The 13,099-nt window shown below is 71.3% G+C and carries 15 protein-coding genes; 12 read left to right on the plus strand and 3 right to left on the minus strand.

Translation table 11 applies throughout. The annotated features are described in order from the left end of the window. Positions 1 to 235 precede the first annotated feature (235 nt). Positions 236 to 1,153: a 3-hydroxyacyl-CoA dehydrogenase NAD-binding domain-containing protein gene (locus Q3A80_RS23715; protein ID WP_446331306.1), complete on the plus strand. Its 918-nt coding sequence runs from the start codon at positions 236 to 238 to the stop codon at positions 1,151 to 1,153. 64 nt (positions 1,154 to 1,217) lie between these two features. On the opposite strand, the gene Q3A80_RS23720 is transcribed toward Q3A80_RS23715, so the two are convergent. Together Q3A80_RS23720 and Q3A80_RS23725 are read right to left on the minus strand one after the other, a co-directional pair. Then, positions 1,218 to 1,499, minus strand: a complete 282-nt coding sequence (locus Q3A80_RS23720; RefSeq protein WP_446331353.1) for a DUF4148 domain-containing protein — start codon at positions 1,497 to 1,499, stop codon at positions 1,218 to 1,220. Between the two features lie 180 nt (positions 1,500 to 1,679). Further along, positions 1,680 to 2,528 (minus strand): LysR substrate-binding domain-containing protein, encoded by an 849-nt coding sequence (locus tag Q3A80_RS23725; protein ID WP_039322076.1) that lies wholly within the window; start codon positions 2,526 to 2,528, stop codon positions 1,680 to 1,682. 329 nt (positions 2,529 to 2,857) lie between these two features. Here Q3A80_RS23725 and madL point away from each other — a divergent pair, with 329 nt between their 5' ends. From madL to Q3A80_RS23780, 11 genes are all read left to right on the plus strand, one after another. Continuing rightward, positions 2,858 to 3,253, plus strand: coding sequence for a malonate transporter subunit MadL (gene madL, locus Q3A80_RS23730; protein WP_175929511.1), 396 nt, complete (start codon positions 2,858 to 2,860; stop codon positions 3,251 to 3,253). Between the two features lie 11 nt (positions 3,254 to 3,264). Further along, positions 3,265 to 4,032, plus strand: coding sequence for a malonate transporter subunit MadM (madM, locus tag Q3A80_RS23735; RefSeq protein ID WP_446331307.1), 768 nt, complete (start codon positions 3,265 to 3,267; stop codon positions 4,030 to 4,032). A gap of 164 nt (positions 4,033 to 4,196) precedes the next feature. Continuing rightward, a complete protein-coding gene (gene mdcA / locus Q3A80_RS23740) occupies positions 4,197 to 5,843 on the plus strand; it encodes a malonate decarboxylase subunit alpha (RefSeq protein WP_446331308.1) in 1,647 nt (548 codons plus the stop codon). A 10-nt stretch (positions 5,844 to 5,853) separates the two neighbouring features. Next, positions 5,854 to 6,168 (plus strand): malonate decarboxylase acyl carrier protein, encoded by a 315-nt coding sequence (gene mdcC / locus Q3A80_RS23745; RefSeq protein WP_446331309.1) that lies wholly within the window; start codon positions 5,854 to 5,856, stop codon positions 6,166 to 6,168. Further along, positions 6,165 to 7,100, plus strand: a complete 936-nt coding sequence (locus Q3A80_RS23750; RefSeq protein WP_446331310.1) for a biotin-independent malonate decarboxylase subunit beta — start codon at positions 6,165 to 6,167, stop codon at positions 7,098 to 7,100. Before mdcC ends, Q3A80_RS23750 begins: the two co-directional genes overlap by 4 nt. Continuing rightward, positions 7,087 to 7,794: a biotin-independent malonate decarboxylase subunit gamma gene (gene mdcE, locus Q3A80_RS23755; RefSeq protein WP_446331311.1), complete on the plus strand. Its 708-nt coding sequence runs from the start codon at positions 7,087 to 7,089 to the stop codon at positions 7,792 to 7,794. The genes Q3A80_RS23750 and mdcE overlap by 14 nt, the downstream gene beginning before the upstream one ends. Continuing rightward, positions 7,781 to 8,449 carry a malonate decarboxylase holo-[acyl-carrier-protein] synthase gene (gene mdcG / locus Q3A80_RS23760; protein ID WP_446331312.1) on the plus strand — a complete coding sequence of 223 codons (669 nt, stop codon included), beginning with the start codon at positions 7,781 to 7,783 and terminating at the stop codon, positions 8,447 to 8,449. Before mdcE ends, mdcG begins: the two co-directional genes overlap by 14 nt. Further along, the gene (mdcB, locus tag Q3A80_RS23765; RefSeq protein WP_446331313.1) at positions 8,446 to 9,318 is read left to right on the plus strand and encodes a triphosphoribosyl-dephospho-CoA synthase MdcB; all 873 of its coding nucleotides are present in this window, start codon (positions 8,446 to 8,448) and stop codon (positions 9,316 to 9,318) included. Before mdcG ends, mdcB begins: the two co-directional genes overlap by 4 nt. After that, positions 9,315 to 10,244, plus strand: a complete 930-nt coding sequence (mdcH, locus tag Q3A80_RS23770) for a malonate decarboxylase subunit epsilon (RefSeq protein WP_446331314.1) — start codon at positions 9,315 to 9,317, stop codon at positions 10,242 to 10,244. Before mdcB ends, mdcH begins: the two co-directional genes overlap by 4 nt. Positions 10,245 to 10,440: 196 nt before the next feature. Beyond that, positions 10,441 to 10,962: a phospholipase D-like domain-containing protein gene (locus tag Q3A80_RS23775; protein ID WP_446331315.1), complete on the plus strand. Its 522-nt coding sequence runs from the start codon at positions 10,441 to 10,443 to the stop codon at positions 10,960 to 10,962. Positions 10,963 to 11,131: 169 nt separating this feature from the next. Then, a complete protein-coding gene (locus Q3A80_RS23780) occupies positions 11,132 to 11,800 on the plus strand; it encodes a phosphoribosyltransferase (RefSeq protein WP_446331354.1) in 669 nt (222 codons plus the stop codon). On the opposite strand, the gene phaZ is transcribed toward Q3A80_RS23780, so the two are convergent. Further along, positions 11,787 to 13,010, minus strand: a complete 1,224-nt coding sequence (gene phaZ / locus Q3A80_RS23785) for a polyhydroxyalkanoate depolymerase (protein WP_446331316.1) — start codon at positions 13,008 to 13,010, stop codon at positions 11,787 to 11,789. The genes Q3A80_RS23780 and phaZ overlap by 14 nt on opposite strands. Between the last annotated feature and the right edge of the window lie 89 nt (positions 13,011 to 13,099).

Here is a 13,099-nt window from a genome sequence, read left to right on the forward strand (position 1 = left end):
CCGGAACATGAAGCGCGCAGACGCGACGACGCGATGCCCGTGGCGGGCGCGGCGCGCGATTCTCCGCTGAGTCGAAAAGGGGGCGGTGCGTATGACGGGCACTGCCTGGCAACGGGTAATTAGAGGCCGCCGCGGCGGTTTTCAAGAGCGGATGTGCAACGGGCGTGCACGCATGCCGCGGCGATTCGATGCGACAATCGTCGCGCCATCCACAGACCACGGAGACGGAACGGACATGGACATTCAACGCATCGCGATCGTCGGGGCCGGCGTGATCGGCGCGAGCTGGGCGGCTTTCTATCTGTCGAAGGGCTTCGACGTCGTCGCGACCGATCCCGCGCCGCAGGCCGACGCGCGGCTGCGCGACGCGCTCGCCGCGTTCCTCGGCGAACGGGCCGCCGAACTGTCCGCGCGATTGTCGTTCGATGCGGATCTCGCGCGTGCGCTCGACGCCGTCGATTTCGTGCAGGAAAACGGCCCGGAGCGGCTCGATCTGAAACGCGCGCTGTACCGGCAGATGGACGCCGTGCTGCCCGCACGCGTGCCGATCGCGTCGAGTTCGTCGGGGCTGATGATGTCCGAGATCCAGACCGCGTGCGACAGGCATCCGGAGCGCTGCGTGATTGCGCATCCGTTCAACCCGCCGCATCTGATTCCGCTCGTCGAGCTGGTCGGCGGCGACGCGACCGACCCGGCCGTGATCGCGCGCGTGAAGGATTTCTACGACGCGCTCGGCAAGCAGACCATCGTGCTCAACAAGGAAATGACCGGCCACGTCGCGAACCGGCTCGCGGCCGCGCTGTTTCGCGAGGTGTATCACCTCGTCGGCGAAGGCGTGGTGAGTGTCGCCGATGCGGACAAGGCGGTCGCGTGGGGCCCGGGCCTGCGCTGGGGGCTGATGGGGCAGTGCCTGACCTATCACCTCGGCGGCGGCGCGGGCGGGATCGCGCATTTCCTCGAACACCTGTCGGGGCCGATCACGACCTGGTGGGACGACCTCGGCACGCCGTCGTTCGATCCGGCCGTCGATCGCAAGCTCGCCGACGAACTGCGTGCGATCCAGGGCGAGCGTTCGATGCAGGAACTGGCGGCCGAGCGCGACCGGCTGCTCGTCGAGCTGATCGACGCGCGGCGCCGCAGCTTCCTGCCCTGAGCGTGCGCCGGACGCCGTTATCGCGCCGGAGCGCGCCGGATCGCGGCCGGGCCGCCGCGTAACGCTATTGCTGCATGGTCGTTTGCGGTGCCGGCCGTGTTTGTGCGAGCCACGCAGGCTGCACGGCCTGCACCAGCTGACGATTGCGGGCACGCGTCGCGGCTTCCGGCGGATAGTTGCCGTCGTTGGTCGGCAGTTCGCCGTCGAGATAGGCCTGCTTCAACTGGGCGACGACTTCCGCGCGCGTCAGCCCTTGCGCGGGCGCGGCGGCATCGGTTTGTGCAAAGGCGGGGGACAGCAGCGCGGCTGCGGCGGTCGCGACGGCGAATCGCAGGACGTTCATGATGAGGGCTCCGATCGAAGGGACATGGCAACGGACGCGCGGCACACGGCCATGCATTCCGAGGAGTCCCATTGTCGCGAGCGCGTACTGCGCGGACGCTGACGCGTTCCGGGCAATGCCGTCAGTTGCGCGCAAACGCATGGGCGAAGCGGCGTCGGCGCGAACGGCGATGAACGGGTGACGTTACAGCTCGGCCGCTGCCGCGATCAGCGTCGCCTCGAGTGCCAGCGTCGAGCGCGACGCGGCCGCCGGCCGGTCGATCACGTATTCGAGCTCGCCGAGTTCGGGCAGCCCCGCATCGAGCCGCGCGAGACCGGCCGGAATCACGTAGCCGGCGAACGCGCTGACGCCGAGGCCCGCGCTCGCGGCCGCGCGCAGCACCGCGATGCTGCTGCTCACGACGGCGATCCGATAGGGCCGGCCGACCGCCTCGAGCGATTCGAGCACGCGGCGGCGCGACACGCTCGGCTCCGGGTGCATCGCGAGCGGCAGCACGGCCTCGTGGCCGGTGATCCGCGAATCGGGGCCGGTGCACCAGTACAGCGGTTCGCTGCGGATCACGCGCCCGCGCCGGCTGCCGGCCACGCGCTTCGCGAACACCAGGTCGTGCCGGCCTTCGTCGAGCGCATCGAACAGGTCGCCCGACAGCCCGGTCGAGATCGCGAGCTCGACCTCCGGATTGCGCTGCACGAAGCTCGCGAGCGCCGCCGTCAGGTGCGCCGACGCGAAATCCTCCGACATCGCGAGCCGCACCTTGCCGGACAGCGGCGGCCCGCACACCGACGTGACGGCTTCGTCCATCAGCTCGAGGATGCGCACCGCGTAGCGGAACAGCGCGTCGCCGTGCTGCGACAGGTGCACGTTGCGCGTGTCACGCTCGAACAGCGGCCGGTCCAGCAGTTCCTCGAGACGGCGGATGTGCTGGCTGACGGTCGACTGCGACAGGCTCACGCGCTCGGACGCGGCGGTGAAACTGCCGGACTGGGCGACGGCGACGAAGCTGCGCAGCAGCTCGGGCGGTAACGGACGCATTGCTAAATCCACTGAATCGGTTTCGACAACTTCATAAATGGCCGGATTTTGCAGCGCTAGTATCGGATCACGCGCCGGTGCGGCCCCGCGAACGGGGCGCACCGGACGCGTCGCCCGTGTCGTGCCGCCGGCTGCATCGATCAGTCTAAGCCATCCGGCGTCCGGCCCGAAACCGCATCATCCCATCGACCCCCGAGAACGCGCTCGCACGACGAGCCGCCGGGCCGCGGCGCACCGCCGCAGGAGACAGACAGTCCGCGCGGGATCGGCGTGCGGGCCTGGCTCCCGCACGCGTCAGGCGCCCGTCACGAAGAGACTGGAGACGACTCATGATCATCTACGGAACCGCGCTGCTGGCCTTCTGCCATCTGGCCGGACTGTTCCTCGGCGACCTGCTGGGCGCCGCGATCGGCGTGAAGACGAACGTCGGCGGCGTCGGCATCGCGATGCTGCTGCTGATCTGCCTGCGCCTGTGGCTGCATCGCCGCGGCTGGCTGCCGAAGGAGACCGAGGCGGGCGTCGGTTTCTGGGGCGCGATGTACATCCCGGTCGTCGTCGCGATGGCCGCGAACCAGAACGTCGTCGCCGCGCTGAAGGGCGGCCCGGTCGCGCTGCTTGCCGCGGTCGGCGCCGTCGCGATCTGCGCGTGCTGCATCGCGGTACTCGCGCGCACGGGGCGCGACGACACGGCCTTCGCGGGCGTGCCGCAATTCGAAGAACAGTAACGGAGGCCGCCATGCTGCAGATGCTCGAAAAAACCGTCGCCCACAACGGGCTCGTCGCGTCGTTCGCGCTGGTCGGCCTGATCATGTGGCTGTCGTCGATCGCGTCGCGCAAGCTCACGTTCGGCCGCGTGCACGGCTCCGCGATCGCGATCGTGATCGGTCTGGCGCTCGCATACGTCGGCGGCGCGTTCACCGGTGGCGAGAAGGGGCTGGCCGACGTCAAGCTGTTCGCCGGCATCGGCCTGATGGGCGGCGCGATGCTGCGCGATTTCGCGATCGTCGCGACCGCGTTCGAAGTGCAGCCGGCCGAGGCGCGCAAGGCCGGCCTCGTCGGCGTCGTGTCGCTGCTGCTCGGCACCGTGCTGCCGTTCATCGTCGGCGCATGCGTCGCGCGCGCGTTCGGCTATACCGATGCGGTCAGCATGACGACCATCGGCGCGGGCGCCGTCACCTATATCGTCGGGCCGGTCACGGGCGCGGCGATCGGCGCGAGCTCCGACGTGATCGCGCTCAGCATCGCGACGGGGCTCGTGAAGGCGATCATCGTGATGGTGGGCACGCCGGTTGCGGCCAACTTCATGGGCCTGAAGACGCCGCGCTCCGCGATGATCTTCGGCGGGCTCGCCGGCACCGTGAGCGGCGTGAGCGCGGGGCTCGCGGCGACCGACCGCCGGCTCGTGCCGTACGGCGCGCTGGTCGCGACGTTCCATACCGGCGTCGGCTGCCTGCTGGGGCCGTCGCTGCTGTTCTTCACGACGCGCGCGCTGGTCGGCGCATAGCCGGCGCGTGCGATCCGGGCGGCCTGCGCGCAGGGCCTGCGCGTGCCGGCCACGGCCGGCCGCATCCATCGCGGCGTCCTCTGAGTCGCATTCGGCAACATCATCAATCGGCGGCGGCGCCAGGCTTAGAATGCCGCTGAACCATCGAAGCGGGAGAACTGTTCATGACGGGATGGAATCACGCGCGGCACGCGCGCGATGCACGCCTAGCGGCGGGCGCGGCCTTCGCGCGCGGCAAGCGGGTCGATGCGCGCGACACCGTCGCGTTGCTCGAGGCGGTGCTGCGGCCCGGCGATCGCGTGTGCCTCGAAGGCGACAACCAGAAGCAGGCGGATCTGCTCGCCACCGCGCTCGCCGACGTCGACAGCGCGAAGATCCACGACCTGCACATGGTGCAGTCCGGCGTCGTGCTGCCCGAGCATCTCGACGTGTTCGAGCGCGGGATCGCGAAGCGGCTCGACTTCGCATATTCGGGCCCGCAGTCGCAGCGGATCGCGAAGCTGCTGTTCGGCGGCAAGATCGCGCTCGGCGCGGTGCACACGTATCTCGAGCTGTTCGCACGCTACTTCATCGACCTCACGCCGCAGGTCGCGCTGATCGCCGCGGTCAGCGCGGACGCCGACGGCAACCTGTACACCGGCCCGAACACCGAGGACACGCCGACCGTCGTCGAGGCCACCGCGTTCAAGGACGGCATCGTGATCGCGCAGGTCGACCGCATCGTCGACAAGGTGCCGCGCGTCGACATTCCGGGCGACCGCGTGCATTTCGTCGTCGAGGCCGGCCGGCCGTTCTACGTGGAGCCGCTGTTCACGCGCGATCCGGCCGCGATCACCGAGACGCAGATCCTGACCGCGATGCTCGCGATCAAGGGCATCTACGAGCCGTACGGAATCAAGCGGCTGAACCACGGGATCGGCTTCAACACGGCCGCGATCGAGCTGCTGCTGCCGACCTACGGCGCGAAGCTCGGGCTGAAGGGCAAGGTGTGCACGCACTGGGCGCTCAATCCGCACCCGACGCTGATTCCGGCAATCGAATCGGGCTGGGTCGAGCAGATCCACTGCTTCGGCTCCGAAGTCGGGATGGACGACTACATCCGCGCGCGCTCCGACGTGTGGTTCACCGGCCCCGACGGATCGCTGCGTTCGAACCGCGCGTTCTGCCAGACCGCCGGCCTCTATGCGTGCGACATGTTCATCGGCTCGACGCTGCAGATCGACCTGGCCGGCCATTCGTCGACGGTCACCGCCGAGCGGATCGCCGGCTTCGGCGGCGCGCCGAACATGGGCAGCGACGCGCGCGGCCGGCGTCACCCGAGCGAGCCGTGGCTGAAGGCCGGCGCTGAAGCCGACCCCGACACGCCGGCGGCGCTGCGGCGCGGCCGCAAGCTCGTCGTGCAGATCGGCGAGACGTTCGGCGACAAGAACGTGCCGATGTTCGTCGAGAAGCTCGACGCGCTGAAGCTCGCCGACAAGCTGCAGCTCGATCTCGCACCGATCATGGTCTACGGCGACGACGTCACGCACATCGTCACCGAGGAAGGCATTGCGAACCTGCTGATGTGCCGCGACAAGGACGAGCGCGAGCACGCGATCCGCGGCGTGGCCGGCTATACCGAGATCGGCCGCGGCCGCGACCGCAGGATGGTCGAGCGGCTGCGCGAGCGCGGCGTGATCCGCCGCCCCGAGGATCTCGGCATCGATCCGCTCGACGCCGACCGCCGCTGGCTCGCCGCGCGCTCGATCAAGGATCTCGTGCACTGGTCGGGCGGCCTCTATGCGCCGCCGGCGCGGTTCCGCAACTGGTGAGGAAGAGGGCATGGAACAGTTGAACTATCGCTTCACCGCGCGTGGACGCGCGAAGGGCGAACTGGCCACGGCGCTCGTCGGCGTGGTCGCGTCCGGCAATCTCGAGGTGCTCGTCGAGCGCGTGCTGCCGGGCAATGAATGCGAGATCGACATCCGCACCGCGGCGGTCGGCTTCGGTGCGGTGTGGCAGGCCGTCGTGTCGGACTTCGTCGAGCGGCGCACGCCGGGCGGCCTGAAGCTGTCGATCAACGACGGCGGCGCGCGGCCCGACATGGTGTCGCTGCGGCTCGCACAGGCGGTACGCGCGATCGAGGGGGACGCATGACGAACGGAGTCATTCATGACGCGCCCGCGTTCGTCGCGAACGGCGCGAGCTGGTACGAAGCGTCTGCGCGCCAGCGCGTCGACGGGCTGCTCGACGCGGGCAGCTTCACGGAATTTCTCGGGCCGGGCGAACGCGTGACGAGCCCGCACCTGCCGCTGTTCGACCTGCCGCAGCAGTTCGACGACGGGATGGTGGTCGGCCACGGTCGGCTCGACGGCAAGCCGGTGTTCGTCGCCGCGCAGGAAGGCCGCTTCATGGGCGGCGCGTTCGGCGAGGTGCACGGCGCGAAGCTCGCCGGGCTGTTGCGTGCGGCGCGCGATCTCGGCACGCCGGTGCTGATCCTGTTCGATACGGGCGGCGTGCGGCTGCAGGAAGCGAACGCGGGCGAGCTCGCGATCGCCGAGATCATGCGGGCGCTCGTCGAGGCACGTGCGGCCGGCGTGCCGGTGATCGGGCTGATCGGCGGGCGTGCCGGCTGCTACGGCGGCGGCGGGCTGCTCGCCGCGTGCTGCTCGGCGCTCGCGGTGTCCGAGCAGGGGCGCATCAGCGTGTCGGGCCCCGAGGTGATCGAGACCAATCGCGGCGTCGAGGAATTCGATGCGAAGGACCGCGCGCTGATCTGGCGCACGATGGGCGGCAAGCATCGCCGGCTGATCGGCGGTGCGGATCGCTACGTGGCCGACACGCCGGCTGCGTTCCGCGCGGCAGCGCTGGCGCTGATCGACCGGGCGCCGACATTCGATGCAGCGATGCTGCGTGCGGAGCAGGCGCGTCTGGAGGCGCGGATCGAACGGTTCGGCGGATGCAACGATGCACTCGACGTGTGGCGCGCGCTCGGCGCGAACCAGCCCGAAGCGATTCCCGGGATGCCCGACGACGAATTCGCGAAGCTCGCCGATCAGCTACAGGAGCCGCAGCATGACGCTCGATGAACTACTGACCTCGCTGTTCCCCCAAGGCCATTCGATCGCGCGAACCGGCGGGCTGCTGACCGGCCACGCGCAACTGGCCGGCACGCGCGTCGACGTGATCGGCGTCGCCGACCGTTTGCCGTTCGGCATCGACGAAGCCGTGACGCTCGCGGCGCGCGTGCTCGACACGATCGAGCGCGGCGGCGGCACGCCGGTGCTCGTGCTCGTCGACAGCGACAGCCAGCGGATGAGCAAGCGCGACGAACTGCTCGGCCTGAACGAAGGCCTGTCGCATCTCGCGAAATGCCTGATGCACGCAGAGCTCGCCGGGCACCGGACGATCGGTGTGCTGTACGGCCATACGGCCGCCGGTGCGTTCATCGCGACCGCGCTCGCGACCCGCACGCTGCTTGCGGTGCCGGGCGCGCAGCCCGAGGTGATGGACCTGCCGTCGATGTCGCGCGTGACGAAGCTGCCGATCGACGTGCTGAAGGAGATGGCGCGCTCGACGCCGGTGTTCGCGCCGGGGCTCGACAATCTCGTGAAGATGGGCGCGGTCGACGCGGTGCTCGATCCGGCGCGCGCGCTCGACGCGCAGGTCGCCGAATGGCTCGGCAAGCCGGCCGACCGCAACGATGTCCGTGCCGCGCGCGGCCGGCCGGTCGCGGCCGACGTCGCGCAGCGCGTCGAGGCCCTCGCGCGTGCCGCGCGCTGACCCACCGCTGCGCCGCCACACGCTCGTCACGCTGACGGCGGCGGGGTGGGGCGCGGCTCGCACGCGCGATCCCGCGCTGGCGGCCGATCCGCTCGTGCACGCGTGGGCCGCGCACGGCTGGCCGTTGATCGTGCGCCGCGCGTCGCCCGACGAAGCCGATGCGCGCCGCATCCCGCTCGGCCTGCCGCTGCCGCCTTCGGCCGGCAAACGGCGCATCGCACTGAACGTCGCCGCCGATGCGCTCGCGTCGATCGCGCCGCTGCCCGCGCTGGCCGACGTGCTCGCCGCTGCGCCGCACGCATGGCATCCGACGCTGCGCGAACTGGACGCGCTCGGTGCGCGCTGCGGCGTGCAGGGCCGCGTGTTCGGCAGCCTCGCTTGGCAGGCGCTGACGGGCGAGCGCTACCTGAGCGATGCGTCCGACCTCGACATCGTATTCCCGCTGCCGGACGCCGCGTCGCTCGCCGCGCTGCTTGACGGGTTGGCCGCGCTCGACGCGCGCGCGCCGATGCGCATCGACGGCGAACTGCTGCGCGACGACGGCGCGGGCGTGAACTGGCGCGAGCTGCATGCGCGGCTGCCTGCAGTCGCGGTCAAGACGGCGATCGCCGTCGAACTGATGTCCGCCGACGCCTTCACCGGAGGCGCCCGATGAGCGCAGGGGCCGCCTGCCGCGCCGCGGCGCCGTCCGACGCCGAGCGCATCGCCGAACTGGCCGAGCGCAGCCTCGTGCTCGAAATCGACACGTATCCGAAACCTGGGCTCGTGAGTCACGTCGACGCCGGCAGCCATACCGACATGGACGCCGCGACGTTCACGCGCAGCGCGGCCGTGTTGCGGCCGTACTTCGCGGAACTCGCCGACGCCGGCGCCCGCGACGCCGACATGGCCGTGCTGCGCAAGATCGGCCTGCGCGCGGAACACGCGATGCTCGCCGCGACCGGCGGCGTCAACACGCATCGCGGCGCGATCTTCGGGCTCGGATTGCTGTGCGCGGCCGCGGGCCGCCGCGCGACACCGGGCACGACGGACCCGGTCCGCACGATGACGCTCGGTGCACTCGTCGCGCGGCGCTGGGGCACCGAGATCCTGGGCGGTCCGCGGCTGCCCGACAGCCACGGCGAGCGTGCGAGCCGCCGCTACGGTGTCGGCGGCGCGCGCCGCGAGGCGGCCGACGGGTTCATGACCGTGTACGGCGTCGGATTGCCGGCGCTGCGCCGCGCGCGGCGCTACGTGCCGGACGATGCGCACGCCGCGCGCGTCGACGCGTGCTTCGCGCTGATCGCCGCGCTCGACGATACGAACCTGCTGCACCGGGGCGGCCAGGCCGGCCTCGATTTTGCGCGGACCACCGCTCGCGCATTCGTCGCCCGTGGCGGCATACGCGTACGCGACTGGCGCTTGCGCGCGGCCGCCGCCCACCGTGCGTTCGTCGCGCGCCGGTTGAGCCCGGGCGGTGCGGCCGACCTGCTCGCGATGAGCGTGTTCGTCGATGCGCTCGAAGCGGACGAGGACGGACGATGACGCTCGCGATCCTGTGTTCCGGGCAAGGCGCGCAGCGCGCGGACATGTTCGAGCTGACCGGCGCGGCGCCGCAGGCCGATGCGCTGTTCGCGCATGCGGGCCGGCTCCTCGGCGACGATCCGCGCAACTGGGTGCGCAACGCGGAACCGGATGCGCTGCGCGAGAACCGGGCCGCGCAGCTTCTCTGCACGGTGCAAGCGCTTGCGGCTGCTGCGCTGCTCGATGCCGTGCTGCCGCGGCGTCGCTGTGTCGCGGGATACAGCGTCGGCGAAGTCGCGTCGTGGAGCGTCGCGGGGATGCTCGATCCGCACGACGCGCTCGACCTCGCCGATGCGCGGGCGCGGGCGATGGACGCCGCAAGCGGCGGCGACGAACGAATGGCGTTCGTGCGCGGATTGCCGCGCGCGCAGCTCGCGCAACTGTGCGACGGCCGCGACGCGGCGATCGCGATCGCGAACCCCGGCGACGCGTTCGTGGTGGCCGGGCGGCAGGCCGACGTCGCCGCGGTGGCCGACGCCGCGGCACGCGACGGCGCGCTGCGCGTCGCACCCGTGTGCGTGCGGATCGCATCGCACACGCGCCGGCTTGCATCGGCCGTACCCGCGTTTCGCGCGTCGCTCGCCGCCGTGAACGTGCGCCGCCCGCTGCCCGGGACGCGACTGTTTTCGGGGATCGACGGTGCCTCGGTGCTCGATGTCGACGCGGGGCTCGACAAGCTGGCACGGCAGATCGCGGAGCCGGTCGAGTGGGCAGCCTGTCTTGCCGCATGCGTCGAGGCGGGCGCGACCGCGTTCCTCGAACTCGGCCCGGGCCGCGCACTCGCCGAGATGGCGGCCGGCGCGTATCCGGCACTGCCGGCGCGCAGCGTCGCGGATTTCCGCTCAGTCGACGGTATCGCGAGCTGGCTCGCGCGCATCGCGGCCTGATCCGCGGCGCGGAAACGGCCGGAAAACGCGCCCGGAACGGAGCCCTGAAACGCTCGCAAATCGCTGCCCGACCGGCTCGAAAGCGACTCGAAACCGACCCGCGAACGGCGCGCCCGACCGCTCGTTCCGCGTCGGGTGTTGCGCCGGCGCAGCACCGTTTCAGCCGCCGCTTGCCACGCGAATTGGCATCGCTACAATGGCGCCCGCCATGAGACCAGCCGCCTTCCTTCTCGCCGCGCTCGGCTGCGCGGCGACCGCCCACGCGAGCCCGATTCCGTCCGATGCCGCCTCGGTCGGTACGTACTTTTCGTATGACAATGCGGCGGCCGATGCGACCGTCGACTTGATCGGCGGCGCGCAGCGTCGCGTGCTGCTGGCCGGTTACGCGTACGTGCCGCCCGCGGTCGCGGCGGCGCTGCGCGCCGCACGTTCGCGCGGCGTCGACGTGCGGGTCGTGCTGGTTCGTTCGGCCCGTGCCGGCAGGTACAGCGGCGCCGGTTATCTGAAATCGGCCGGCATCGACGTCGCGATCGATTCGCGGCATGGCGATCCGGCCCCGCGCTTCGTGATCGTCGACGACAGCGTCGCGCTGCCCACGCTGTCCGACGGCGCGGCCGCGCACGCCGAGACGGTGAACGTGTTCCAGCGTGCGCCGGAGCTCGCGCAGTCGTACGCGCAATCGTTCTGGCGACTGTACCGGCAGGCCGCCGGCCTTTGACCGACCGCTCGCTCGTGCGGGCGAACGCTTCCGTTCATTTCGTGCCTGCCATCCGCGTGTCGTTCATGCCGGTATGACCCCGCTTGCATCGGCTCGGCCGATGAACCATGCTCGTTGGACAGGCGCCGGCGCGCATGTCGCGCATCCGGCGCAACGCAGGGAGCCGATCGTGATGGAGTATTTTGCCGATCGCACCGACGCAGGCAGGCGGCTGGCCGCCGAACTGCAGGACTATGCGGGGCGGCGCGACGTCGTCGTGCTCGCGTTGCCGCGCGGCGGCGTGCCGGTTGCCTATCCGATCGCGATCGGGCTGCCGGCGCCGCTCGACGTGCTGGTCGTACGCAAGCTCGGGATGCCGTCCGATCCCGAATTCGCGATCGGCGCGATCGCGAGCGGCGGGGCGATCCATCTGCAGCACGCGGCGATTCGCGCGATGGGCGTCACCGATGCGCAGCTCGCCGACCTGATCGCGCGCGAAACCGCCGAACTGCAGCGCCGCGACGCGCTCTATCGCGGCACGCGGCCGCCGCTGCCGGTCGACGGCCGGATCGCGATCGTCGTCGACGACGGCGTCGCGACCGGCGCGTCGATGCGCGTCGCGCTGCAGGCGTTGCGCGAGCGCCGTCCCGCGCGGATCGTGGCCGCCGCGCCCGTCGCGCCGGCCGGTGTGCGGCACGCGTTCGACGATCTGGCCGACGCGTTCGTGACCGTCGCGCAGCCGATGCCGTTCTTCGGGATCAGCCAGTTCTACGCGCGTTTCGACCAGACCGGCGACGACGAGGTGCGCGCGCTGCTCGAGGCGGCCCGCGCACGGGACGACGGCCTCACGTCCGCCTGACCCGCCGCCGGCGCGTGCGCGGCCGCTCGGCTTCCGCCTGCGCGAACGCGCGCTGCAGCGCCGGATGGACGTGCGCGTGCCAGCGCTCGCCGGTGAACAGCCCGTAGTGGTCGCATTCGTCGATATCGATCCGGTGGCGTTCGCCGGCCGTGAGCCCGCGGCACATGTCGAGCGCCGCGTGGGTCTGGCCGGCCCCGGTCACCGCATCGCAGCCGCCTTCGACGGTCAGCAGCGCGACGCCGCGCAGCGCGGCGGGCTCCACGCGCTGTCCGCCCACGTCCCACGTGCCGTTCGCGACGCACATCCGCTGGAACACGATATCGACGGTATCCAGGAAATACTCGGCCGGCATGTCGAGCAGCGCCGTGTATTCGCGCAGCGCGCGCCGCGCGTCCGTCAGCGCCAGCAGGTCGAAGTGCGACGCGGCGCGCGCGTAGTCCTCGATCAGCGCGAGGAAGCGCTGCGGGTACAGCAGCGCGATCTCGCCCTGCTGAAGATAGGTCGGGAACACGTGCCGGCCATGGCCGGGGAAGCCGGGCGGCACGATGTCGATCAGATGGCGGCGGCACCACGCGAGCGAGTGCGCTGCGGCGGTGGTGCCGAGCGCCGTCGGATTGATGCGCGCATCCAGCGGGCCGCCGATCAGCGTGATGCTCGCGGGCGGCGGCAGGCCGCGCGCCGCGCGCAGCGCGAGCGCCCCCAGCGCGGGAACGGTGGCCTGGCACACCGCGACGACGTGCAGCGGCCGCTCGGCGTGTACGAGCGCGTCGACGAAGCCGTCGAGCGTCGCCACGTACTCGTCGAGCCCGAAGCGTCCGGCCGCGAGCGGCACGTCGCGCGCGTTGACCCAGTCGGTCACGCAGACGTCGCCGTCGGCGAGCAGCGCCTCGACCGTCTCCCGCATCATCACGGCCGCATGCCCGGCGAGCGGCGCGCACAGCAGCACCGTGCGCTGCGCGTCGTCGCGCGCGAAACGCCGCAACTGGCAGAACGGCGTGCGCGCGACCACGCGCTCGTCGACGGACGGCCGCCGGATCTCGAAGCGCGGCGGACCGACGGCCGGCCCGAGCAGCGGCTCGAACAGGTCGTCATAGCACGTCGACGCGGCGTGCGGCAGCGTCGCGGCGGGCCATGCGTCGAACGCGTGACGCGTCGCCGCGCGCCACGCGCGCATCCATTCCCGCTGTTGCTCGACGACGGCGTACCACATGGCAAACCTCGGGGCGGAAGAGGCGTGAATCTGCATTATGGTCACTCCGGCCGCGTACCGTGTTATCGGAAACCTGACTGGCGCGTGCA

It is taken from the genome of Burkholderia sp. SR8, from assembly GCF_052851275.1.

Coding starts and splice junctions, on each gene's coding strand:
- Q3A80_RS23715 (WP_446331306.1), top strand. CDS start 236: ATGGACATTCAACGCATCGCGATCGTCGGGGCCGGCGTGATCGGCGCG.
- Q3A80_RS23725 (WP_039322076.1), bottom strand. CDS start 2,528: ATGCGTCCGTTACCGCCCGAGCTGCTGCGCAGCTTCGTCGCCGTCGCC.
- madL (WP_175929511.1), top strand. CDS start 2,858: ATGATCATCTACGGAACCGCGCTGCTGGCCTTCTGCCATCTGGCCGGA.
- madM (WP_446331307.1), top strand. CDS start 3,265: ATGCTGCAGATGCTCGAAAAAACCGTCGCCCACAACGGGCTCGTCGCG.
- mdcA (WP_446331308.1), top strand. CDS start 4,197: ATGACGGGATGGAATCACGCGCGGCACGCGCGCGATGCACGCCTAGCG.
- mdcC (WP_446331309.1), top strand. CDS start 5,854: ATGGAACAGTTGAACTATCGCTTCACCGCGCGTGGACGCGCGAAGGGC.
- Q3A80_RS23750 (WP_446331310.1), top strand. CDS start 6,165: ATGACGAACGGAGTCATTCATGACGCGCCCGCGTTCGTCGCGAACGGC.
- mdcE (WP_446331311.1), top strand. CDS start 7,087: ATGACGCTCGATGAACTACTGACCTCGCTGTTCCCCCAAGGCCATTCG.
- mdcB (WP_446331313.1), top strand. CDS start 8,446: ATGAGCGCAGGGGCCGCCTGCCGCGCCGCGGCGCCGTCCGACGCCGAG.
- mdcH (WP_446331314.1), top strand. CDS start 9,315: ATGACGCTCGCGATCCTGTGTTCCGGGCAAGGCGCGCAGCGCGCGGAC.
- Q3A80_RS23775 (WP_446331315.1), top strand. CDS start 10,441: ATGGCGCCCGCCATGAGACCAGCCGCCTTCCTTCTCGCCGCGCTCGGC.
- phaZ (WP_446331316.1), bottom strand. CDS start 13,010: ATGTGGTACGCCGTCGTCGAGCAACAGCGGGAATGGATGCGCGCGTGG.